General features: G+C 66.4%; 24 protein-coding genes. 16 read left to right on the forward strand and 8 right to left on the reverse strand.

Annotated elements, in window-relative coordinates; translation table 11 throughout:
* Positions 1–18: 18 nt before the first annotated feature.
* The 4 genes from RAH32_RS14765 to speB all read right to left on the reverse strand — a co-directional run bounded on the left by RAH32_RS14765 (position 19) and on the right by speB (position 4,040).
* Complete coding sequence (locus tag RAH32_RS14765) at positions 19–837, reverse strand: DUF4167 domain-containing protein (RefSeq protein ID WP_306608724.1); 819 nt, start codon at positions 835–837, stop codon at positions 19–21.
* A gap of 263 nt (positions 838–1,100) precedes the next feature.
* The gene (gene prmC / locus RAH32_RS14770; protein WP_306608726.1) at positions 1,101–1,925 is read right to left on the reverse strand and encodes a peptide chain release factor N(5)-glutamine methyltransferase; all 825 of its coding nucleotides are present in this window, start codon (positions 1,923–1,925) and stop codon (positions 1,101–1,103) included.
* Positions 1,922–2,974, reverse strand: a complete 1,053-nt coding sequence (gene prfA / locus RAH32_RS14775; protein WP_306608728.1) for a peptide chain release factor 1 — start codon at positions 2,972–2,974, stop codon at positions 1,922–1,924. The genes prmC and prfA overlap by 4 nt, the downstream gene beginning before the upstream one ends.
* 106 nt (positions 2,975–3,080) lie before the next feature.
* A complete protein-coding gene (speB, locus tag RAH32_RS14780) occupies positions 3,081–4,040 on the reverse strand; it encodes an agmatinase (RefSeq protein WP_306608731.1) in 960 nt (319 codons plus the stop codon).
* 171 nt (positions 4,041–4,211) lie between these two features.
* Between speB and RAH32_RS14785 the strand changes: the two genes are divergently transcribed.
* From RAH32_RS14785 to bmt, 5 genes are all read left to right on the forward strand, one after another.
* Positions 4,212–5,273 carry a cytochrome-c peroxidase gene (locus tag RAH32_RS14785; RefSeq protein ID WP_306608733.1) on the forward strand — a complete coding sequence of 354 codons (1,062 nt, stop codon included), beginning with the start codon at positions 4,212–4,214 and terminating at the stop codon, positions 5,271–5,273.
* Between the two features lie 177 nt (positions 5,274–5,450).
* Positions 5,451–5,906, forward strand: coding sequence for a 30S ribosomal protein S6 (gene rpsF, locus RAH32_RS14790; RefSeq protein ID WP_103173060.1), 456 nt, complete (start codon positions 5,451–5,453; stop codon positions 5,904–5,906).
* 2 nt (positions 5,907–5,908) lie between these two features.
* Positions 5,909–6,136 (forward strand): 30S ribosomal protein S18, encoded by a 228-nt coding sequence (rpsR, locus tag RAH32_RS14795; protein ID WP_103173059.1) that lies wholly within the window; start codon positions 5,909–5,911, stop codon positions 6,134–6,136.
* A 12-nt stretch (positions 6,137–6,148) separates the two neighbouring features.
* A complete protein-coding gene (gene rplI / locus RAH32_RS14800) occupies positions 6,149–6,730 on the forward strand; it encodes a 50S ribosomal protein L9 (RefSeq protein WP_306608737.1) in 582 nt (193 codons plus the stop codon).
* A 164-nt stretch (positions 6,731–6,894) separates the two neighbouring features.
* Positions 6,895–7,857 carry a betaine--homocysteine S-methyltransferase gene (bmt, locus tag RAH32_RS14805; RefSeq protein WP_306608739.1) on the forward strand — a complete coding sequence of 321 codons (963 nt, stop codon included), beginning with the start codon at positions 6,895–6,897 and terminating at the stop codon, positions 7,855–7,857.
* Between the two features lie 72 nt (positions 7,858–7,929).
* Here bmt and RAH32_RS14810 read toward each other — a convergent pair whose 3' ends face one another.
* Positions 7,930–8,508 (reverse strand): VPLPA-CTERM sorting domain-containing protein, encoded by a 579-nt coding sequence (locus RAH32_RS14810; protein WP_306608741.1) that lies wholly within the window; start codon positions 8,506–8,508, stop codon positions 7,930–7,932.
* 359 nt (positions 8,509–8,867) lie between these two features.
* On the opposite strand from RAH32_RS14810, the gene RAH32_RS14815 reads away from it, so the two are divergent.
* On the forward strand, positions 8,868–9,233 hold the full coding sequence (locus RAH32_RS14815) for a DUF983 domain-containing protein (RefSeq protein ID WP_103173055.1): 366 nt from the start codon (positions 8,868–8,870) through the stop codon (positions 9,231–9,233).
* On the opposite strand, the gene RAH32_RS14820 is transcribed toward RAH32_RS14815, so the two are convergent.
* A complete protein-coding gene (locus RAH32_RS14820; RefSeq protein ID WP_306608744.1) occupies positions 9,230–10,309 on the reverse strand; it encodes a PA0069 family radical SAM protein in 1,080 nt (359 codons plus the stop codon). The genes RAH32_RS14815 and RAH32_RS14820 overlap by 4 nt on opposite strands.
* 104 nt (positions 10,310–10,413) lie before the next feature.
* On the opposite strand from RAH32_RS14820, the gene yghU reads away from it, so the two are divergent.
* On the forward strand, positions 10,414–11,277 hold the full coding sequence (gene yghU, locus RAH32_RS14825; protein ID WP_306608746.1) for a glutathione-dependent disulfide-bond oxidoreductase: 864 nt from the start codon (positions 10,414–10,416) through the stop codon (positions 11,275–11,277).
* Positions 11,278–11,411: 134 nt separating this feature from the next.
* Here the strand turns inward: yghU and ilvC are convergent, their stop codons facing one another.
* Positions 11,412–12,434 carry a ketol-acid reductoisomerase gene (gene ilvC / locus RAH32_RS14830; RefSeq protein WP_306608748.1) on the reverse strand — a complete coding sequence of 341 codons (1,023 nt, stop codon included), beginning with the start codon at positions 12,432–12,434 and terminating at the stop codon, positions 11,412–11,414.
* 130 nt (positions 12,435–12,564) lie between these two features.
* Between ilvC and RAH32_RS14835 the strand changes: the two genes are divergently transcribed.
* The 9 genes from RAH32_RS14835 to RAH32_RS14875 all read left to right on the forward strand — a co-directional run bounded on the left by RAH32_RS14835 (position 12,565) and on the right by RAH32_RS14875 (position 19,648).
* Entirely contained in the window at positions 12,565–13,020 is a 456-nt protein-coding gene (locus RAH32_RS14835) for an Lrp/AsnC family transcriptional regulator (RefSeq protein ID WP_306608750.1), read from the forward strand.
* Entirely contained in the window at positions 13,017–13,487 is a 471-nt protein-coding gene (locus RAH32_RS14840) for an Lrp/AsnC family transcriptional regulator (RefSeq protein ID WP_306608752.1), read from the forward strand. The genes RAH32_RS14835 and RAH32_RS14840 overlap by 4 nt, the downstream gene beginning before the upstream one ends.
* Positions 13,488–13,536: 49 nt before the next feature.
* On the forward strand, positions 13,537–14,013 hold the full coding sequence (locus RAH32_RS14845; protein ID WP_306608754.1) for a DUF305 domain-containing protein: 477 nt from the start codon (positions 13,537–13,539) through the stop codon (positions 14,011–14,013).
* Between the two features lie 47 nt (positions 14,014–14,060).
* Positions 14,061–15,287, forward strand: coding sequence for a glutathionylspermidine synthase family protein (locus RAH32_RS14850; protein ID WP_306608756.1), 1,227 nt, complete (start codon positions 14,061–14,063; stop codon positions 15,285–15,287).
* A 12-nt stretch (positions 15,288–15,299) separates the two neighbouring features.
* Entirely contained in the window at positions 15,300–15,878 is a 579-nt protein-coding gene (locus tag RAH32_RS14855; RefSeq protein WP_306608758.1) for a DUF1190 domain-containing protein, read from the forward strand.
* A 73-nt stretch (positions 15,879–15,951) separates the two neighbouring features.
* Positions 15,952–16,857: a glycine betaine ABC transporter substrate-binding protein OsmF gene (gene osmF / locus RAH32_RS14860; RefSeq protein ID WP_373429722.1), complete on the forward strand. Its 906-nt coding sequence runs from the start codon at positions 15,952–15,954 to the stop codon at positions 16,855–16,857.
* A 3-nt stretch (positions 16,858–16,860) separates the two neighbouring features.
* Positions 16,861–18,000, forward strand: coding sequence for an ABC transporter permease (locus RAH32_RS14865; RefSeq protein ID WP_306608760.1), 1,140 nt, complete (start codon positions 16,861–16,863; stop codon positions 17,998–18,000).
* A complete protein-coding gene (locus RAH32_RS14870) occupies positions 17,997–18,917 on the forward strand; it encodes an ABC transporter ATP-binding protein (protein WP_306608762.1) in 921 nt (306 codons plus the stop codon). Before RAH32_RS14865 ends, RAH32_RS14870 begins: the two co-directional genes overlap by 4 nt.
* On the forward strand, positions 18,914–19,648 hold the full coding sequence (locus RAH32_RS14875) for an ABC transporter permease (protein ID WP_306608764.1): 735 nt from the start codon (positions 18,914–18,916) through the stop codon (positions 19,646–19,648). The genes RAH32_RS14870 and RAH32_RS14875 overlap by 4 nt, the downstream gene beginning before the upstream one ends.
* Positions 19,649–19,764: 116 nt before the next feature.
* Here RAH32_RS14875 and RAH32_RS14880 read toward each other — a convergent pair whose 3' ends face one another.
* Positions 19,765–22,149 carry a glycogen/starch/alpha-glucan phosphorylase gene (locus tag RAH32_RS14880; protein ID WP_306608766.1) on the reverse strand — a complete coding sequence of 795 codons (2,385 nt, stop codon included), beginning with the start codon at positions 22,147–22,149 and terminating at the stop codon, positions 19,765–19,767.
* Between the last annotated feature and the right edge of the window lie 140 nt (positions 22,150–22,289).

Consider the following 22,289-nt stretch of genomic DNA (forward strand, 5'->3'; position numbering starts at 1 on the left):
CGTCGCGGCCCTTTGGATTTATTCTTCGCTGGCAGGGCTTTCCTGGGTCGCGGGTTCGCCCTCGGGCGACTTGCGACGGCCGCGCGGGGTGCGTGGCGCCGCAGGCTTGTCGCCGCGCGGCGCACGGGGGCCGCGGCTTCGGGCCGGCTTGGCTGCCGCCTCGGGCGTCTCGACCGGTCCTGCGGCCTCGTCCTCGGACGTGGTCACCACGTCCGGCAGGCCCTCGGGCCGGGGTTCCGCTGCCTCGACGGGATCGGGCTGACGCAGGGACGGCTGGTCGTCCTCGCGGCTTTCGGGCTGGATTTCCGCTCGAGGCTGCTCGCGATGACCCTGGTCCTGGATATTCTGGTCGCGGGGGGCATGATCCCGGCCCGCAGGTTCGCGGCCACCCTGTTCGCGTGGATCGCGCTGCTGGTCGCGATGGCCATTGTCGCGCCCGCCATTCTCGCGCCGGCCATGGTCGCGGGGATTGCCATTGTCGCGGCCGCCTTCTTCGCGCCCGCCCTGATGGCTGCCAATGCCATTCGGCTGGATGTCGCGCCCCTCATCCCCATCCTGACGGGGTTGGTGGAACTGCTGGCGCTCGGCCATTTCCTTCTGCGCCTCGCCCAGCATCCGGGTATAATGCTCGGCATGTTGCAGGAAGGCCTGCTCGGCCACGCGGTCCCCCGACAACTGCGCATCGCGGGCCAGTGTCAGGTATTTCTCGATGATCTGCTGGGGCGTGCCACGGACCTTGCCCTCGGGGCCGGAACTGTCGAAGACGCGGTTGACGATATTGCCCAGCGAACGCTGGCGGTTCGACTTGTTGCGCGAACGGGATTTCGATGATCTCATCAGTCTGTCTGTCGTGATTCCAGGTTGATCTGGGGTTCCAGGGATCTGGACGGCGTCGCGGGCGGGCACCGGCGGCACACTGCGCGCTTCGCCGTTCAGCCCGAGGCTTTCGCCCGAACGAACGCAACCGGCGCTCATCAGGGAATCGGCTTTTGCAGGCTGACCCGTGCGTTGGCATCGCTGCCCCCTGCACAGGGGCGACTAACCACGCCCGTTGCAGAGTGACAAGCGAAATCGTCATGAAGGCCCCGGATTCCGGGTTTTCAGGCCGGAAAGCGCGCCAGAACGACCCGATCCCGTCCGTCAAGATCGCGGATCACGCGGGTTTCGGCCCCCATATTGCGGAACAGGGCATCGACCGCCTTGCCCTGTGCGCAGCCGATTTCGACCAGAACATGCCCGCCGGGCGCCAGGTGATCCGCAGCCCCCGCCGCAATGGCGCGATAGGCCGTCAGCCCGTCGGCGCCGTCGGTCAGGGCCGAATGGGGTTCCCAATCCCGCACATCGGCGGAAAGGCCGGCCATCTCGTCCAGGGCGATATAGGGCGGATTCGACACGATCAGATCGAAGCGGCCCGTCACGCCGCCATACCAGTCGGACAAGGCGAAATCCGCCCGGACCCCGATCCTGGCCGCGTTCCCCCGCGCCACCTCGAGCGCCGCGGCCGAGATATCCGTCCCCAGCCCCCGCGCCCCCGGACGCGCCGCCAGCAGAGAGATCAGGATCGCCCCGGTTCCCGTCCCCAGGTCCAGAACGCTTTCCCAGGGCAGGCCAAGCGCCTGATCCACCAGCACCTCGGTTTCCGGGCGCGGGTCCAGGGTGTCGGGGGTGACCCGGAAGCGATGGGCATAGAAATCGCGAAAGCCGACGATCTGCGCGACCGGCTGCCGCGCGCTGCGGGCGGCCAGGCCCCGGTCCAGCCGGTCCATCTCGTCAACCGTCAGGTCGCGGTCGTCCAGCAGCCGCAGCCGTCCCGGCTCGATCCCCAAGGCTGCGGCCAGGATCCGGTCGGCGTCGCGGGCCGCACCCTCGATCCCCGCCGCCACCAGCCGCCGGGCAGCCTCGCGCCGGGCCTCAGACAGCCTCATCCCTGGGCGGCCAGCCGCGCCGCCTGGTCATGGGCGGTCAGCGCGTCGATGACTTCCCCCAGATCGCCTGCCATGATCCGGTCCAGCGCATAAAGCGTCAGGTTGATGCGGTGGTCGGTCATCCGCCCCTGCGGGAAGTTGTAGGTGCGGATCCGCTCGCTGCGATCGCCAGACCCGACCTGGGACTTTCGGTCGGCGGCTCGTTCGGCATCGGCGCGGCTGCGCTCCATGTCGTAAAGACGGGCGCGCAGCACGGCCATGGCATTGGCGCGGTTCTGGTGCTGTGACTTCTCGCTGCTGGTGACGACGATGCCGGTGGGCAGATGGGTGATGCGCACGGCCGAATCGGTGGTGTTCACATGCTGGCCGCCTGCGCCGCTGGCGCGCATCGTGTCGATGCGGATGTCGCCGGCAGGAATGTCGATATCGACCTCCTCGGCCTCGGGCAGGACGGCCACGGTCGCGGCGCTGGTATGGATACGCCCGCCGGATTCCGTTTCGGGCACCCGCTGGACGCGGTGGACGCCCGATTCGTATTTCAGCCGGGCGAAGACTCCCTCGCCTTCGACCCGCGCCACGGCCTCCTTGACGCCTCCCAGTTCCGTTTCGGTCAAATCCAGCAGCTGGAAGGTCCAGCCCTGTTGTTCGGCATGGCGGCGATACATCGACAGAAGGTCGCCCGCGAACAGCGCGGCCTCGTCCCCGCCGGTGCCGGGGCGGATCTCGATGATGGCCGGGCGCGCATCCGCCGCGTCCCTGGGCAGCAGCGCGATGCGCAGCGCCTGTTCCAGCGCGGGCATTTCCTCGCGCAGCCGCACAAGCTCCTCGGCCGCCAGATCCCGCATCTCGGGATCGGCCAGCATCCCCTCGGCCTCGGCCAGGCTGGCACGGGCGGCACGCCAGCGGGCGGCCTGTTCCACGACAGGCTTCAGTTCGGCATATTCGCGGCTGATGCGGGCGATCTGGTCGGGCGCCGTGCCGGCATTCAGCTGCGCTTCGAGAAACTCGAACCGCTGGACGATCTGGGACAGGCGATCTTCGGGTAACATGGCGGCGAATTACCCGTCCGCCTGTAGACGGGCAAGGACTTCTTCTTCACGCAAATATCCTCGGGGGTCCGGGGGGCGAAGCGCCCCCGGCCAACGCGGGACGCAATCAGCGCCGGGTCCAGCCGTAAAGCGCGATCAGCTCCATCGCCACATGCGCCCCCGCGATCGCGGTGGCCCCGGTCGTGTCATAGGGGGGCGAGACCTCGACCACGTCCCCGCCGATCAGGTCGATCCCCGCCAGCCCGCGCAGCAGGGCCGCCGCCTGCCAGCTTGCCAGCCCGCCCCAGACCGGCGTGCCGGTGCCGGGCGCAAAGGCCGGGTCCAGCGCGTCGATGTCGAAGGTCACATAGACCGGGCGGTCGCCCACCACCGCGCGGATCCGGGCCAGCGTGGCGTCCACGCCGTCGCGATGCACGCCCGCCGCGTCCAGGATGGTCACGCCCATCGTGTCGGGATTGTCGGTCCTGATCCCGATGCTGACGCTGGCCGCCGGATCCACCACCCCTTCGCGAATCGCCTTGTAAAGGAACGTCCCGTGGTCGATCCGGGCCGGATCGTCGTCCACCCAGGTGTCCGAATGGGCGTCGAACTGGATCAGCGCCACGGGGCCGCGCCGGGCGGCCACCGCCCGCAGGATCGGCAGGGTGATGGAATGATCGCCCCCCAGCGTCACCGGCGCCGCGCCCGCGTCCAGGATGGCGCCGATATGCGCCTCGATCCGCGCCGGCACTTCGGCCACATGGGCGTAATCGAAGGCCATGTCGCCGTAATCCACGACCGTCAGCGCCGACAGCGGGTCATAGCCCCAGCCATAGGGCGCATCAAAGGCTTGCAGCGTGGAGGCTTCGCGGATGGCGCGGGGACCAAAGCGGGTGCCGGGCCGGTGCGTCACGGCCTGGTCGAAGGGAATGCCCGTCACGGCCATGTCCACCCCCGCCAGATCCTTGCTATAGCGCCGCCGCAGGAAGCTGGTCGCCCCGCCGAAGGCGTTCTCGAAGGACAGCCCGCGCGGATCGGACCGCGTAAAGGCCTGATCCACCTGTTTCTTCGCATCCTCCAATGCCATCGCTCCCTCCATGTCGCCTCGGGTCGCGGCAGAGTGGCGCGCCCGGCCCCGCGGCGCAAGATCACCGCGCCATGTCGGTTCCGCCCACCGTTTGATCTGTATCAGGGCAGCGGCGCAATTCGCGGGATACCCTTCGCCACGGGCGCGCGAGACCTGAAACGAGAGACAGCCATGAAGACATCCCTTCTTGCTATCGCTGCGCTTGGCGCTTTGGCCCAACCGAGCCTGGCCCAGACCGAACTGCCCTCTGACGCCGACCTGCGCCGGGCCGCCCTGGAATGGTTCCAGCCCATCCCGGACACGCCCCAGGCCCCGCCGGGCAACATGCTGACCCCCGAGCGGGTCGAACTGGGCACGATGCTGTTCTTCGATCCCCGCATGTCGCTGTCGGGGCTGTTTTCCTGCCAGTCCTGCCACAACGTGGGGCTGGGCGGCGTGGACGGGCTGACCACCTCGATCGGTCATGGCTGGCAGCAGGGGCCGCGCAACTCTCCGACCATGCTGAACGCGATCTTCAACATCGCGCAGTTCTGGGACGGCCGCGCGCCCGACCTTGCCGAACAGGCCAAGGGCCCCGTCCAGGCCGGGGTCGAGATGAACAACACCCCCGAGAACCTCATCGGGACGCTGAAGTCGATGCCCGGCTATGTCGAGGCTTTCGAGGCGGCCTTCCCCGACGAGGCGACGCCCGTCAGCTTCGACAACTTCGCACGCGCGATCGAGGCTTTCGAGGCGACCTTGATCACCCCCGACAGCGCCTTCGACCGCTATCTGAAGGGCGACGATGCGGCGATGTCCGACCAGGAAAAGCGCGGCCTTGCGGCCTTCATGGACACGGGCTGCACCGCCTGCCATTCCGGCGTGAACGTGGGCGGCCAGGATTACTATCCCTTCGGCGTGGTCGAACGGCCGGGCGGGTCGGTCCTGCCGGAAGGCGACCGGGGCCGCTTCACCGTGACGCAGACGGCCAGCGACGACTATGTCTTCCGCGCCGCGCCCCTGCGCAACGTCGCCCTGACCGCGCCCTATTTCCACTCGGGCGCCGTCTGGGATCTGCGCGAGGCGGTGCAGATCATGTCCTCGTCGCAGCTGGGCACCGAACTGGCCGAACCCCAGGTCGAGGAGATCGTGGCCTTCCTGGGCACCCTGACCGGCAAGCAGCCCCAGATCGTGCATCCGATCCTGCCGGTGCGCGCGGCTGACAGCCCCTTGCCGCAGCCGATGCTGAAATGATCCATCGCCCGGTCCGATCGGTCGGGCCGGGCACCCCCGAATCACCTTGCATCCCCTGCAATCGCCGCTATAAAGCCGCATCCTTCCGACCGGATCTTGCAACCGGCGCAGCCTCTCGTGACGGGTGCGGAAGGGATGGCCCGTCGATGAAATGCGCCTGAAACTGAAAGGGATGCCATGCCTCTGTACGAGCATGTGCTGATCGCCCGCCAGGACCTGTCGAACACGCAGGCCGAAGGGCTGATCGAACATTTCGGGACCGTGCTGGCCGACAACGGCGGCCGCGTCATCGAAAACGAATACTGGGGTGTCCGCACCCTCGCCTACAAGATCAACAAGAACCGCAAGGGCCACTATGCTTTCCTGCGTTCGGACGCGCCCTCGGCCGCCGTGCAGGAAATGGAACGCCTTGCCCGCCTGCATGACGACGTGATGCGCGTCATGACCGTGCGCGTGGACAAGCACGAGGAAGGCCCCTCGGTCCAGATGCAGAAGCGCGAAGAGCGCGGCGAGCGTGGTGACCGCGGCGATCGCGGCGACCGTCCCCGGGGCGATCGCGACCGTGGCGACCGCGATCGCGGTGGTGATCGTGGTGACCGCGGCGAACGCCGCGAGCGGACTGAAAGGATCTGATCATGGCGAACAAACCGTTCTTCCGCCGCCGCAAGGTCTGCCCGTTCTCGGGCGAGAATGCGCCGGCGATCGACTACAAGGACACGCGCCTGCTGCAGCGTTACATTTCCGAACGCGGCAAGATCGTGCCCTCGCGCATCACCGCCGTCTCGGCCAAGAAGCAGCGTGAGCTGGCCCGTGCCATCAAGCGCGCCCGCTTCCTGGCCCTGCTGCCCTATGTCGTGAAGTAAGGAGACGGGGACATGCAAGTCATCCTGCTGGAACGCGTGGCCAAGCTTGGCCAGATGGGCGAAGTCGTCCGCGTCAAAGAAGGCTATGCCCGCAACTTCCTGCTGCCGCAGGGCAAGGCGCTGCGCGCATCGGACGCCAACATCAAGGCCTTCGAAGGCCGCAAGGTGCAACTGGAAGCGCAGAACGCCGAAACCAAGGCCGAGGCGCAGAAGATCGCCGACAAGCTGGACGGCCAGACCTTCGTGGTCATCCGTTCCGCGTCGGACGCCGGCGCGCTTTACGGTTCCGTGACCACCCGCGACGCGGCCGAGGCCGCGACCGAGGCCGGCTTCACGCTGGACCGCAAGCAGGTCGTCCTGAACAACCCGATCAAGGAACTGGGCCTGCACGAAGTCAACGTCGTGCTGCACCCCGAGGTCGAGGCGACCATCCTGCTGAACGTCGCGCGTTCGCCCGAGGAAGCCGAACTTCAGGCCCAGGGCAAGTCGATCCAGGATCTGGCCGCCGAGGCCGATGCCGCGGCCGAGTTCGAGATCGCGGAACTGTTCGACGACATCGGCGGCGCGTCGGACGACAGCGACGACGACCGCTAACAGGTCCTTTGGACACGCAAAGTTCAGGACCGCGCCGGGAAACCGGCGCGGTCCTTTTTTCGTTCCGATCCAAATTGTTTCCCGCCGGAACCAGACGTATCATGGACTTGATGATTGGCAGCCGTCCCCGGACGGATTTTTCGCATTATCCCGCAGGACATCCGATGCCGGACCCTCTTTCCCAGCTTCTTGCCAGCCGCGACTGGCTGATGGCCGACGGGGCGACGGGGACGAACCTGTTCAACATGGGTCTGCCGTCGAATGTCGCGCCGGAACTGTGGAATGCCGACCGCCCCGATGCGGTGCGGCGCCTGTACCAGGATGCGGTGGATGCCGGGGCCGACCTGTTCCTGACCAATACCTTCGGCGGCAATGCCAGCCGTCTTCGCCTGCAGGGCGCAGCGCATCGGGTGCGCGAACTGAACCTGACAGGCGCCGCCATGGCGCGAGAGATCGCCGATGCGTCAGACCGCAAGGTCGTGGTGGCAGGCAATATCGGCCCCACGGGCGAAATCATGGCGCCCATCGGCAATCTGTCCCACGCCCGCGCGGTCGAGATGTTCCACGAACAGGCCGAGGCGCTGAAGGAAGGCGGCGCCGATATCCTGTGGGTGGAGACCATCAGTTCCGAACAGGAATTCCGCGCCGCCGCCGAGGCCGCCCGCTTGGCCGACATGCCCTGGTGCGGCATGATGAGCTTTGACACCGCCGGCCGCACGATCATGGGCGTGACCTCGGCGCAATTGTCGGCCCTGGTGGAACGGCTGCCCAACCCGCCCGTTGCCTATGGTGCGAATTGCGGCGTGGGCGCGGCGGATCTGCTGCGGACGGTGCGCGACTTCGTGGCCTCGGGGAACGAACGGCCGATCATCGCCAAGGGCAATGCCGGGATACCGCATCTGGAAGCCGGGCACCTGCATTATGACGGCACGCCCGAAATCATGGCGGATTACGCCTGCCTTGCCCGCGACCTGGGGGTGCGGATCATCGGCGGCTGCTGCGGCACCACGCGCGACCATCTGCGCGCCATGCGCGACGTCCTGGAATCGCGTCCCGCAGGCCCGCGCCCTTCTTTGGAGGAAATCGCCGGGCGGCTTGGCGGATTCAGTTCCATCCAGACCATCTGACGGGCGGCGCCCATGCCACAGCATGAAAAAAGGGCCGAAAGCGTTCGGCCCTTTTCCATTCCATCCTGCAGATCAGGCGGTGCGCTGTCTCCGACGGCTCAGGACGGCCAGCCCACCCAGGGCGCCCAGCATCAGCATGCCGGCGGCAGGCAGCGGCACGGGCGCGATCTTGACCGCCCCAAGGGCGGCATCGGGCCGGCCGATATTGTCGTTTCCATTCGGATCCACGAAGAACGAGAAGGTGGTCCCGATCAGCCGGAAGCCCTCTGCCTTGCGATAGCCGTTCCCGCCCGGATAAACCTTGTCGGCGACCACCGTCACATCGGGAACGCCGCCAGGGGTTCCTGACGTGATATAGGCAATCTCGGCATTGCTGCCGTCGCGGGCCACGAACAGGTCCAGAAACCAGGTCGCGACCAAGGCCACGCTGCGCGAGAAGACGATCTGGATATAGTTTGCGGGATTGCCCTCGATCTCGGACCCGGAAATGCCCAGGCCGTCGTTCACGCAAGCCAGTTCCGGCACCGGAGAGGTGCAGGCCTCGGGGGCACGAATCTCGCCGCGAGAGGATGTCAGCGTCCAGTCGATAGACCCCACGCTGCCCGTCAATGTTCCAGAGGTTCCAACGGGATAGGCCGTGAAATCGATCATCGCAGCCTTCGCAGGCTCTCCGACAGCCGCCAGAGCCAATGCTGCAACGGCTATACCTTTGACATTTCTAACCATTTATCGATTCCCGTTCCCAAGCATGTGGTAGAGAAGTTCTGGCAGACAGACATCATTCAACCGCAGTATAACGCATATCGGGTATTTTGTTCCCTATCATTTTCATAAATTTTTGTTTGTTGCGCCAATATGATCAAATAGATGAATATGTCTGCCAATAGAGGTCGAGATCCGCGTTGCGGATATTCTCTCTGCTTCCTATCTTCGTTTCTTCCGACAAGTCCCACGTCGCCCGGCTTGGCGTCAGGCAGTCGATACGGATCCCAGCAGCCAGGACCGCGACCATGACCGAGAAACGCGACAGCAAGACATCCGTCCTTCGGGGGCTGATGAACAAATGCCCCAATTGCGGAGAAGGCCGGTTACTGCGGGGATATCTGGCGGTGCCCGCCCAGTGCGAGGTCTGCCATGCGCCCCTCGGCCGCTATCCGGCGGCGGACGGACCGGCCTTCTTTGCCATGACCATCATGCTGTTGCTGCTGATCCCGCTGATCGGATTTACCTGGGTGCTGTTCCGGCCCAGCCCGGTCATGCTGCTGGTCATCACCGGGGTCATCACGACGGTGCTGACCCTGATCCTGCTGCGCTTCGTGAAGGGGGCGTTCATCGGCTATCTCTGGGCCAAGAACGAACAGGACCGGGGCGCCTAGAACAGCGAAAGCTGTTCGCCCGGCTTGGGCGGCGGGCCGAAGCGGCTGCAATCCAGGGTCGCCCCCCCGGTGCGATAGCCCAATCGCCTGCGCGCCAGCCGGAACCGCTGCAAGGCCAGTTCCGCAAAGGTCCCCTGACCCTGGAAGCGATGGCCGAAGCGGGGATCGTTGTCCTTGCCGCCACGCATGGCCTGCACCCGGTTCATCACATGCGCCGCCATGCCGGGCCGATGGCGGACCAGCCAGTCGCGAAACAGCGGCGCCACCTCATGCGGCAGGCGCAGGGGAATCATGCTGGCGGTCGTCGCCCCTGCTTCCCTTGCGGCGGTCAGGATGGCCTCGATCTCGGGTTCGGTCAGGACCGGGATGACCGGCGCCACCATGACCCGCACCGGCACCCCTTCCCCGGCCAGCCTGCGGATCATCCGCAGACGTGTCGCGGGGGCAGGTGCGCGAGGCTCCATCGCGCGGGCCAGATCGGCGTCCAGCGTCGTGATGCTGATCCCGACCGCCGCCATCCGCTTGGCCGCCAGTTCCGCCCACAAGGCCAGGTCGCGCAGCACGGTCTGGCCGCGCGTGACCAGCGTCGCCGGATGGTTCCAGTCCGACAGCACGCGCAGGATTCCCGGCATGATCGCCAGCTTTGATTCGATGGGCTGGTATGGATCGGTATTGGTCCCAAGCGCGATCGGCGCCGGACGATAGCCGGGCCGCCCCAGTTCACGCGACAGCAGCACGGCCGCATCGGGCTTGGCGGTAATCCGCGTCTCGAAATCCAGGCCCGGCGACAGGCCAAGATATGCGTGGGTAGGCCGGGCATAGCAGTAGATGCAGCCATGTTCGCAGCCGCGATAGGGATTGATGGACCGGTCGAAGGATATGTCGGGCGAGGTGTTGCGCGTGATGATGCTGCGCGGGCGTTCGATAGTGACTTCGGTGCGCAGCAGGTGGTCGTCTTCCGGGATCTCCCAGCCATCCGCCTCCCGTATCCGCCGATGCGCTTCGAACCGCCCTTCGGGACGGGTATCCGTCCCGCGGGCCTTCAGGCGTTCATCGGGGTTCCGGGGCGGCAGCATGACCCCAGCCTAGAACAATCCAGGAACACTTGCCAGCATTTTGATGGGTTGATGTTCCCCTGTCCCGCGCCCATCCTGCCCTCGAACCATGTCCAGGAGGTGTCATGACCGACGACTATACCCCGCCGAAGGTGTGGAAGCAGACCGGCCAGAACGGCGGCCAGTTCGCCAACATCAACCGCCCCGTGGCAGGCCCGACGCATGACAAGGACCTGCCGGTCGGCAAGCATCCCTTGCAGCTTTACTCGCTGGCCACGCCCAACGGACAGAAGGTCACCATCATGCTGGAGGAGCTGCTGGAGGCGGGCCATGATGCCGAATACGACGCCTGGCTGATCCGCATCAGCGACGGCGACCAGTTCGGCAGCGGCTTCGTGGCCGCCAACCCCAATTCCAAGATCCCCGCGATGATGGACCATTCGGTGACGCCGCCGCGCCGGGTCTTCGAATCCGGGTCGATCCTGGTCTATCTGGCCGAAAAGTTCGGCGCCTTTCTGCCCACCGATCCCACCGCGCGGACCGAGACGATGAACTGGCTGTTCTGGCAGATGGGATCGGCGCCCTTCCTGGGCGGCGGCTTCGGGCATTTCTATGCCTATGCCCCGACAAAGATCGAATATGCCATCGACCGCTATACCATGGAAGCCAAGCGCCAGCTTGACGTTCTGAACCGCCACCTGGCGCAGAACCACTTCATGGCGGGCGACGAATATTCCATCGCCGACATGGCGATCTGGCCCTGGTACGGGCAGGTCGTTGCGGGCAAGCTGTATGGCGACGCGGCGACCTTCCTGGACGCGGGCATCTACGGCAATGTCCGCCGCTGGCATGACGAGATCGCCGCACGACCCGCCGTGCAGCGCGGGATCATGGTCAACAAGACCTCGGGCGATCCGTCCCAGCAACTGTGGGAACGCCACGATGCGTCGGATTTCCAGACCCGGACGCAGGACAAGCTGCAAGTGTGAAAACAAGGGGGCGCTGCCCCCCGTCCTTCGGACTCCCCCCGGGATATTTTTCCACAGAAGATAAGGTTTATTCATCTTCTGTGCTCAAATATCCTCGGGGGTCCGGGGGTGGAAACCCCCGGCTTTCTGTGGGGTCAGTTCCGCGCGCGGTCCACCATCTTGCCCTTGGAGATCCAGGGCATCATCTCGCGCAGCTTCGCGCCGACCTTCTCGATCTGGTGTTCGTCATTGGCGCGGCGCGAAGCCTTCAACGTCGGCTGGCCGATGCTGTTTTCCAGCATGAAGTCGCGCACGAACTTGCCGCGCTGGATATCCTCCAGCACCGCCTTCATGCGGGCCTTGGTTTCCTCGTAGGGGAGGATGCGCGGGCCGGTGACATACTGGCCATATTCCGCCGTGTTCGAGATCGAGTAGTCCATGTTGGCGATGCCGCCTTCATAGATCAGGTCCACGATCAACTTCACCTCGTGCAGGCATTCGAAATAGGCCATTTCGGGTTCATAGCCCGCCTCGACCAGGGTTTCGAAGCCGCAGCGGATCAGCTCGACCAACCCGCCGCACAGGACCGCCTGCTCGCCGAAGAGGTCGGTCTCGCATTCCTCGCGGAAGTTGGTTTCGATGATCCCGGACCGCCCGCCGCCAATGGCCGAGCAATAGGACAGCGCCAGATCCAGCGCCTTGCCGGTCGCGTCGTTGTGGACCGCCACCAGGCAGGGCACGCCGCCGCCCTTAGTGTATTCGCCGCGGACCGTGTGGCCGGGACCCTTGGGGGCCATCATGATGACATCGACGCCAGGCTTCGGCTCGATCAGGCCGAAATGCACGTTCAGGCCATGGGCGAAGGCGATCGCCGCGCCTTCGCGCAGGTTGTCGTGGACGTATTTCCTGTAGGTGTCGGCCTGCAACTCGTCCGGCATGGTGAACATGATCAGGTCGGCCCAGGCGGCAGCCTCGGCGATGCCCATGACCTTCAGCCCCTCGCCTTCGGCCTTCTTGGCCGAGGGGGAACCCTCGCGCAGGGCGACGACCAGGTTCTTGGCGCCCGAATCGCGCAGGTTCAGCGCATGGGCATGGCCTTGCGACCCATAGCCCAGGATCGCAACCTTCTTGTCCTTGATCAGGTTAACGTCGCAATCGCGGTCATAGTAAACGCGCATGTGGATGGTCCTTTCATTCTGCTGGTGCCGTTCTAGCGCCCTTGCCGCGATGATGCCTGCACGGCGGATGCAAGAAACTGCCATGCTTGCGAAAAGATCATGCCGTGATATGCGGCTTTGCATGGATTTCATGCCTGATAGCACTGACCGTCGCATCCTGCGCCAGCTTATGGCCGAGCCCGAGGCCGCGAATGGCGTTCTGGCCGAACGGGCGGGCATTACGACTGCCGCGCTGTGGCGGCGGCTGGAACGGATGCGCGAGGCGGGCGTCCTGAAGGGCGTGCAGGCGCGCATCGACTGGCGCGCGATGGGCTGGGCGGTCGAGGTGTCGCTGCGCTTCACCCTGGACAAGACCAACCCCCGCGCCTTCGACGAATTCCTGGCGGCCCTGCGCCAGGTGCCCGAGGTGATCGAGATCCAGTCCTTCCTGGGCAGGGTGGACTGGCGGGCGTCCGTCATCGCGCGCGACATGGCCCATTGGCAGCAGGTCTATCGCGACCGGATCCTGACCCTGCCCCATATTGCGGAACTGGACGCCTTGATGCTGGTCGCGACCATCAAGGACAGCGGGGAACTGGCGCTGTGACCGATGTGGATGCAACGGACCTGGCGATTCTGCGCATGCTGGCCGCCGACGCCACGCGCAGCGCCGCCGATGTGGGGCGCGCGGTCGGCATCGGCCAGCCCGCCGCCTGGCGGCGCATCAAGCGGCTGACGGACCAGGGCGTCATCGCGGGGCGGCGGGTGGTGCTGGACCAGGCCGCGCTTGGCTTTGGCGTCACGGTCTTTCTGGGCATCAAGCTGGCCGCCAAGGGCCGCACCGGCCTTGAAGATTTCGAACGCGCCGTCACCGCCATCCCCGAGGTGCAGCTGGTCCAGCACGTCCTGGGCCAGTTCGATTATCGCCTGCGCATCACCGCCCGCGACATCTCCGATTTCGAACGGATCCTGCGCCGTCGCATCATGACCCTGCCCGGCGTGGGCCAGGTCGAGGCGAATGTGATGCTGTCCGAGGAACGGCGCCCGGGGCCATTGGGCGGGGCGGACACCTGAAACCTTTCGGCGCCGGGCCTGTTGGGCAATACCCGGAAGGAGCACCGCCATGAGCTATTCCCGCTTTCTCGGCACCATCGCCGTATCGACCCTCGTGATGTTCATGATGATGTATCTGAACACCTGGGACATCTCGCATGTCTGGTTCAGCCAGACGCGCGCCTGGATGGCGCTTTACATGGGCGGGGGCATGGCGATCGTCATGCTGGTCGCGATGTGGTCGATGTTTCCCGGCCGGGGGCGGAACATTGCCGTCCTTGGGGTTGCGGCCCTGGCCTTTGCCCTGGGCCTGTTCATGGTGCGCAGCCAGGCCACGGTGGACCAGGTGTCCTGGATGAGGGCGATGATCCCGCATCATTCCATCGCGATCCTGACCAGTTCGCGCGCCGATATCCAGGACCCGCGCGTCCGCGACCTTGCCGACCAGATCATCGAAACGCAGCGCCGCGAGATCGCCGAGATGGAGGCGCTGATCGCCGACCTGCAGGGCGGCCCTGCGGCGACTGCCGAAGTGGACGGCAGATGACGGGGATTTGGCTGGCCCGTCCTGCGCCGACAGGCTAAGGCTGTTCCATGCAAAAGATCACGCTTCCCGAACGGCCCGACTGGCGCGACACCGCGCGCGAGGCGGGATTCACCTTTGCCGACATGCATGGCGAACCCTATTGGGACGAAAGTTCGGCTTACCAGTTCACGCTGCGCCAGATCGAGGATGACATCGAGGAACCCTCGACCGACCTGCACGCGATGTGCCGCGACGCCGTGGCCGAGATCGTCACCAGTCAGGAAATGATGGACCGGATGGGCATCCCGCCCCAGCATCGCGACCTGGTGGCCGACAGTTGGCGCCGCAACGAACCCGAGATCTATGGCCGCCTGGACCTGGCCTATGACGGCAAGGGTCCGGCCAAGCTGCTGGAATACAACGCTGATACGCCGACATCGCTTTACGAAAGCGCGGCCTTCCAATGGCAATGGCTGGAAGATCAACTGGCGGCGGGCGTGCTGCCGCAGGGCGCGGACCAGTTCAACGGCATCCACGAGGCGCTGGTCGAACGCTTCCGCGCGCTGTTCGACCGCAACACCGACATCCACTTCACCGCGATGGCCGACAACCCCGAGGATTACGCCACCGTCGAGGCCATGGCCTGGGCCGCGCGCGAAGCCGGGATGGGCGCGCATTACAGCGACCTGGACAAGCTGGGCGTCACCAGACAGGGCCAGTTCGTCGATGCCGAGGATCGGGTGATCGGCACGCTGTTCAAGCTGTATCCCTGGGAAGACCTGCTGCGCGACGATTACGCGCGCCATATCGCGGGGTCTGGCTGCCTGTTCCTGGAACCGGCCTGGAAGGCGCTGGTGTCGAACAAGGGCATCCTGCCGGTGCTGTGGCAGATGTTCGAGGGTCATCCCAACCTGCTGCCCGCCTTTTTCGCCGACGACGTGGCCGACGCGCTTGTCGCCGGGGGCCGCCCGGTTCCTGCCGTGGCCGCGGCCTTCGACAAGGTGGCGGACCAGTTCAAGCGCGGCCATGTCGTCAAGCCGATCTTTTCGCGCGAAGGCGCGGGCGTCAGCATCGTCGAGGCTGGCGATGTGACCGAGGCGTCCCCAAATACCGATTATGACCAGCATCCGCGCATCGTGCAGGCCTATGCACCCTTGCCCGACTTCGACGGCTTCAAGCCGATCGTCGGCGCCTGGATCGTGGGCGACGCCTGCGCGGGCATGGGCCTGCGAGAGGACCGGGCGCGCATCACCCAGGATCTGTCGCGCTTCAAGCCGCACTTCATCGCGGACTAAAGGGGGAAAGACATGAGGAAACGTTCCAGAGCCGTTGCCCTGACCATCCTTGGCGCCGCCAGCTTCGCCATTGCCGGCTGCCGCGAGGAACAGGTGGACGCCCAGGCCTTCCCCGACCTGAACGCCTGCCTTGCCGCGGCGGACGAAGGCGGGCTGTTCACCGCCGACGAATGCCGCCAGTCCTTTGCCGAAGCCGAACAGCTTCATGTCGAATCCGCCCCCCGTTACGACAGCCTGCAGGTCTGCGAGGAACAGCACGGCGTCGGCAATTGCGGGTCCGAGGACCAGCAGGTCTCGAACGGCGGATCGGGCAGCATCTTCATGCCGCTTCTGGCGGGTTACCTGATCGGGTCGATGCTGGGGGGCGGCGGGCTGTCGCGGTCCCAGCCGATGTATCGCACCCCCCAGGGCGGCTATACCAATGCGGCGCGCACCAGCACGTTTTCCAGCAATACGGGCCGCGCCGCGCTGAACAGCAGCCAGTTCGCCCGGCCCGCCGCGACCGTCGGCCAGCCGCCAATGTCGCGGGCCACGGCGGCGTCGCGCGGGGGCTTTGGTTCAAGCGCGGGCAGCCGCAGCTTTGGCGGTTGACCCCTCGCGGATTTGAGTGAACCTTGACCGGGTCGGGCGTTCCGCCCTGTTCCCATTGTCCAGGAGTTCCAGCATGTCCCGTCTTGCCCCGCTTGCCGTCACCCTGCTGATGGCGGCGACGCCCCTTGCCGCGCAGGATATCGTCGTGTCCTCGAAGATCGACACCGAGGGCGGGCTGCTGGGCAACATGATCCTGCTGGCGCTGCAGGACGCCGGTCTGCCGGTGCAGGACCGGCTGCAACTGGGCGGCACGCCGATCATGCGTGACGCCATCGTGGCGGGCCAGATCGACATCTATCCCGAATACACCGCCAACGGCGCCTTCTTCTTCAACGAGGCCGACAGCGAAGTCTGGAAGGATGCGGCCCAGGGCTATGCCCGCGTGGCCGAACTGGACAAGGAACAGAACGACATCGTCTGGCTGACGCCGTCCCCGGCCAACAACACTTGGGCCATCGCCCTGCGCCAGGATGTGGCCAAGCAGAACGGCCTGGCCACCATGACCCAGATGGGCGAATGGATCGCGGGCGGGGGTCCGATCAAGCTGGCGGCCTCGACCGAGTTCGTGACCTCGCCCGCAGCCCTGCCGGCCTTCCAGGAGACCTATGGCTTCACCCTGACGCCCGACCAGCTTGTTCAGCTTGCAGGCGGCGACACGGCGGCGACCATTGCAGCGGCGGCGCAGCAGACCTCGGGCGTGAACGCGGCCATGGTCTATGGCACCGACGGCGCCATTGCCGAGGCAGGCCTGGTGGTGATGGAGGACGACAAGGCGGTCCAACCCGTCTATCAGCCCGCGCCCATCGTCCGGGCCGAGGTGCTGCAGGCCCATCCCCGGATCGCCGAGGTGCTGGAGCCGATCTTCACGTCCCTGACCTTGCAGACGCTTCAGACGCTGAACGGCCGGATCCAGATCGGCGGCGAACCTGCGGCGGCGGTCGCCGAGGATTACCTGACCCAGGCGGGCTTTCTGGACTGACCGGTGCCCCGGCTGTCGCCCCCCGCCGTCCTGTTCGCCCTGATCGGGCTGGCCGGACTGGCGCTGCCGCTGGTGCAATTCAAGGCGAACCGGATCGTGGCGGGCGAGGGGGTGGGATTGGCGGACCTGCCCCATGGTCCCTGGGTCTTGCCGGCGCTGGGCGCCATTCTGGTCCTGGCCTGCCCCGCCCGCTCGCCTGCCGCGGCGCGGCTGGCGTCGGCGGTCGCGGGGCTGGTTGCGGCAACGCTGATGCTGGGGACTGCGGCGTCCCATCTGCCGCCACCGGGCAACAGCTTGGCACGGGTCGCCCCGGCATCGGGCTTCTGGCTTCTGGCCCTTGCCTTCGGGTTGATGCTGGCCGATGCGGTGAACCGGCTTCGCCCCTCGCTGGCGCTGCGATGGGTGATGCTGGCGGGGGCAGTGGCGCTGACGGCGGGGATCCTGGTATCCGGCGTTCTGGATGGCGTATCGGTGATGCGCGAATATGCCACCCGGCGGGACCTGTTCCTGCGCGAGGGGCAGGCCCATCTTGCCCTGGCCTTCGGATCGCTGGGCCTGGCGCTGCTTGCCGGTATCCCCTTGGGCATCGTGATCTTTCAGGCGCGGCGCTGGCGCGGCCCGGTCCTGGGGGCGCTGAACATCCTGCAGACCATTCCGTCGCTGGCGCTGTTCGGGATCATGATCCCGGTTCTGGGCTGGGTTGCGGCCACCATTCCCGGCGCGGCGCAGGCGGGCGTATCGGGCATCGGCACCTTCCCTGCGCTGGTCGCGCTGTTTCTCTATTCGCTGTTGCCGGTGGTGTCGAACACGCTGTCCGGGCTGTCGGGCGTGCCCGCCCCCACTCAAGAGGCTGCGGTGGGCCTGGGCATGACCCGTGCGCAGGTCATGGCGCAGGTGCTGGTGCCGCTGGCCCTGCCCGTGCTGCTGGCTGCGGTGCGGATCGTGCTGGTCCAGAACATCGGCCTTGCGGTCATCGCCGGGCTGATCGGCGGGGGCGGCTTCGGCACCTTCGTCTTCCAGGGATTGAACCAGACCGCGATGGATCTGGTGCTGCTGGGCGCCTTGCCCACCATTGCCTTGGCGCTGGTGGCGGGAATCGCGCTGGATCTGCTGGTGCAGGGAACGCGCCGGGGGGCGGCATGATCGAAATCCGGCACCTCACGCGGGTCTATGACGGGGTCCCGGTCGTGAACGACGTCAGCCTGACGGTCGAAACTGGGGAACTGGCGGTGCTGGTCGGCACCTCGGGGTCGGGCAAGACGACGCTGCTGCGGATGATCAACCGGCTGGTCCAGCCGACGTCGGGCCAGGTCCTGGTCGAGGGCGTGGACACCGCCACCCTGCCCGCCCATCTGCTGCGCCGCCGCATCGGCTATGCCATCCAGGGCCACGGGCTGTTCCCGCACCGCACGGTCGCGCAGAACATCGCCACGGTGCCGCGCCTGCTGGGTTGGCCGCGTGCGCAGATCGACGCCCGCGTGGACGAGCTGCTGGTCCTGTTCCAGCTGGACCCGGCCACCTTTCGGGACAGGATGCCGCATCAGTTGTCGGGAGGTCAGGCGCAGCGCGTGGGCGTGGCCCGCGCCCTTGCCGCCAAGCCGGACCTGCTGCTGATGGACGAACCCTTCGGCGCGCTCGACCCGCTGATCCGCGCCAAGGCCCAGGCGGATCTGCGCGCGATTCAGCGGAGGCTCGGCACGACGCTGATCCTTGTCACCCACGACATGCGAGAGGCCGTGGATCTGGGCGACCGGATCGCCGTCATGGACGGGGGGCGGCTGCTGCAATACGACCACCCTGCCCGGATCCTGACCCAGCCGGCCGTGCCCTTCGTCCGCGACCTGATCGGCGCGACCGATCGGCCGCTGCGACTGCTGTCGTTGAAGACGGTGGGCGATCTGGCGCAGCCCGGCGATGCGGAAGGCCCCACCATCCCGCCCGAGGCGACCCTGCGCGATGCCCTTGCCGAATGCCTGTGGAGCGGGCGCACTGCCGTCCCGGTCCAGGGCGGCGGGATCGTGACGCTGGACGCGCTGCGCGCCGAGGCAAGGCCGCAATGACCCGTCGCATCCTGCCGGCCTTGGCAGGCCTGGCGCTGCTGGCATTCTTGATCGCGCCAGGCAGCTTTGCCCCGCTTTTTCAGCCCTTCACCCGCAACAATGCACCCGCCATCTATACCCAGACCAGCCTGCTGTCGCTGACCCTGTCGCATCTGGCGATCGTGGCCGTGGCGGTCGCGGCCTCGACCATCGCGGGGCTGGTGCTTGCGATCCTGGTGACGCGCGGCGCGGGGCGCGAATTCCTGCCCCTGGCGCGCACCGTCACCGCCGTGGGCCAGACCTTTCCGCCGGTCGCGGTGCTGGCGCTGGCGGTGCCGGTGCTGGGCTTTGGAACCGGCCCGACGCTGGTGGCGCTGTTTCTTTACGGGCTGCTGCCGGTATTTGAAAACGCGCTCGCCGGGCTGTCGGGCCAGCCCGCGCCGGTGGCCGAGGCGGCGCGGGCGATGGGCCTGACGCCCCGCCAGCGGCTGTGGCAGATCGACCTGCCGCTGGCCTTGCCGCTGCTGCTGGCGGGAATGCGGCTGACGGCCGTGATCTCGCTGGGGACGGCGACCATCGGATCGACGGTGGCGGCGCGCACCCTGGGCGAGGTGATCATCGCCGGGCTTTTGTCATCGAACACCGCCTTCGTGCTGCAGGGCGGGATGGTCGTGGGCATCCTGGCGGTGCTGATCCATCACGCGTTCCAGGCGGCCGAGATTCGGGCCAGGCGGCGGATCGGTCTGGACTAGCCCCCAGGCACGGCCGCAGGCCCAGGAACGCCGGACGAGGTTCCTGGGACGACATCATTCCGGTTGGCCGTCGGAAAACGCGATGCGCTTCCAGCTTCTGCCGCCCGGCCGCCTGCCTAGATCGCCACCGGCAGCACATTCCAGATGTCGGCCATGTATCCCCGGATCGTGCGGTCGGATGAAAAGAAACCCGACCGCGCGATGTTCAGGCAAGCCATCCGGTCCCAGGTTCCGCTGTCGCGATAGGCGGCGTCGATGCGGCGTTGCATGGCGAAGTAATCGTCGAAATCGCTGGCAACCAGGAAGGGGTCGTCGTTCCAGGTCCGGTCCAGCAGGCTGTAATAGGACTCGGCCCGGCCGAACCGGCCTTCCGATATCAGATGCAGCGCATCCTTCAGGTCCTGGCTTCTTTCGATGGCGCGGCGGGCATGGCCGGGGGTCGCAGCCTCTTGCGCGGCTTCGTCCGTCCTCAGGCCGAACAGGAAGAAGTTCTCAGGCCCGACCAGGTCGCGGATTTCCACATTCGCGCCGTCCAGGGTGCCGATGGTCAGCGCGCCGTTCATGGTGAACTTCATGTTGCCGGTGCCCGAGGCCTCTTTCCCCGCCGTGCTGATCTGTTCGGACAGATCGGCCGCCGGGATCAGATCCTCGGCCATCGAGACGTTGTAGTTCGGCGGATAGGCGATCTGCAGATAGCGCCGGGTCACCGGGTCGTTGTTGATGGTTGCCGCCACGTCGTTGATCAGGTGGATGACCGACTTGGCCAGCCAGTATCCCGGCGCGGCCTTGCCGCCGAAGATCTTGACCCGAGGCGTCCAGTCGCCGTTCGGATCGTCATGGATCCGCTTCCACAGGGCAATGGCTTCCAGGATGTTCAGAAGCTGGCGCTTGTATTCGTGGATGCGCTTGACCTGGATGTCGAAGATCGCATCCGGGTCGGCCTTGACGCCCAGATCCGCCAGCAGACCGTCGGCAAGCCAGACCTTATTGGCGCGCTTGACCTGGCCCAGGGCCTCGCGGAAGGCGCCATCCTGGGCATGGGGTTCAAGCCCGCGCAACTGCTCCAGGTCGGTGGTCCAGCCGTCACCGATCGTGTCGTCCAGAAGCCGGGCCAGGCCGGGGTTCGACATGCGCAACCAGCGACGCGGGGTGACGCCGTTGGTCTGGTTCACGATGCGGTCGGGGTGCAGGCGGTGCAGGTCGGCAAAGACCGTGTCCTTGACCAGATCGGTATGCAGCGCCGACACGCCGTTCACCTTGCCCGCCATGATGAAGGCCAGTTCGCCCATCCGCACCTGATCGTGCTGGACGATGCCGACATGGGCAGGCCGTCCGGTGGAGGCACGGTGGTCGTCGTCGATCATCTGGATGATCTGCATGTGGCGCGGCAGCACGCCGCCCAGCAGCCAGGTGGACCAGCGTTCCAGTGCCTCGGGCATGAGGGTGTGGTTGGTATAGTTCAGCGTTCCGCGCGCCAGATCCTGCGCCTCGCCGAAGGGCAGGCCGTGGTCGTCCATCAGGATGCGGATCAGCTCCGGTCCGGCGATCGCGGGATGGGTGTCGTTCAGCTGCATCGCGACCTTGTCGGGCAGCAGCCGCAGATCGCCATGTTCCTGCATGAAGCGCCGCAGGATGTCCTGCAAGGACGCCGAGGTCAGGAAATATTCCTGCTTCAGCCGCAGTTCCTTGCCCGCGTCGGTCGTGTCGTCGGGATAAAGCACGCGCGACAGGGTGCGCGCCAGCGCCTCGGGTTCCGCCGCCGCCGTGTGGTCGCCCGCGTTGAAGCGGTGCAGGTCCAGAAGCGTGGTCGGATGCGCCCCCCACAGGCGCAGCGTGTTGGCCCAGGTGCCGCCCCATCCCACGACCGGCGTGTCATAGGCACGTGCGATCACGCTTTCGCCTGGATGCCAGACGGCGCGGCCATCCACGATTTCGACATGGCCCTTGAAGCCGACCGTATAGCTGTAGTCGATCTTGACGAATTCCCAGGGGTGGGGCTGGTTCAGCCAATCCTCGGGCGTTTCGACCTGCTGGCCGCCTTCGAACCGCTGCCGGAACAGCCCGTGTTCATAGCGGATGCCATAGCCGAAGGCCGGGCAGTTGAGCGAGGACAGCGATTCCATGAAGCAGGCGGCAAGCCGCCCCAGCCCGCCGTTGCCAAGCGCCGCGTCCGGTTCGTTGTCCAGGATCTGCTGCTGGTCCAGGCCCAGCATCGCCAGCGCCTCCTCCATGGGCTTCTCCAGGCGCAGGTTGATGATCGCATCGCCCAGCATCCGCCCGATCAGGAATTCCATCGACAGATAGCAGACCCGCTTGACCCCCTGGTCGCGCGCGGCGCGGAAGGCATCGACCCAGGTTCCCGCCATCAGGTCGCGCACGGCATAGCTGACCGCCATCCGCCAGTCGAAGGTCGTGGCGAATTCTGCCCCGCGCCCTTGGCTGTGGGTCAGGTGATGAAGAATCTGATCGCGCAGGGCCAGGGCCGTAGGAGGGTTTTTCAAGATCGAACCTCGCAAGGGAGGGAAAGGGAATCGCATGTCACGCCGTCAAAGCGCAGAATAACCGCCGTGGGTTGATTTTCTGTTGCCAGCTTTCCGACGGGTTGAAAAGGGCCAGAGGCGCAAACCGCGCCCTGTTCACG

Origin of the sequence: Paracoccus yibinensis (assembly GCF_030846195.1) — a bacterium.
GTDB lineage: Bacteria > Pseudomonadota > Alphaproteobacteria > Rhodobacterales > Rhodobacteraceae > Paracoccus > Paracoccus yibinensis.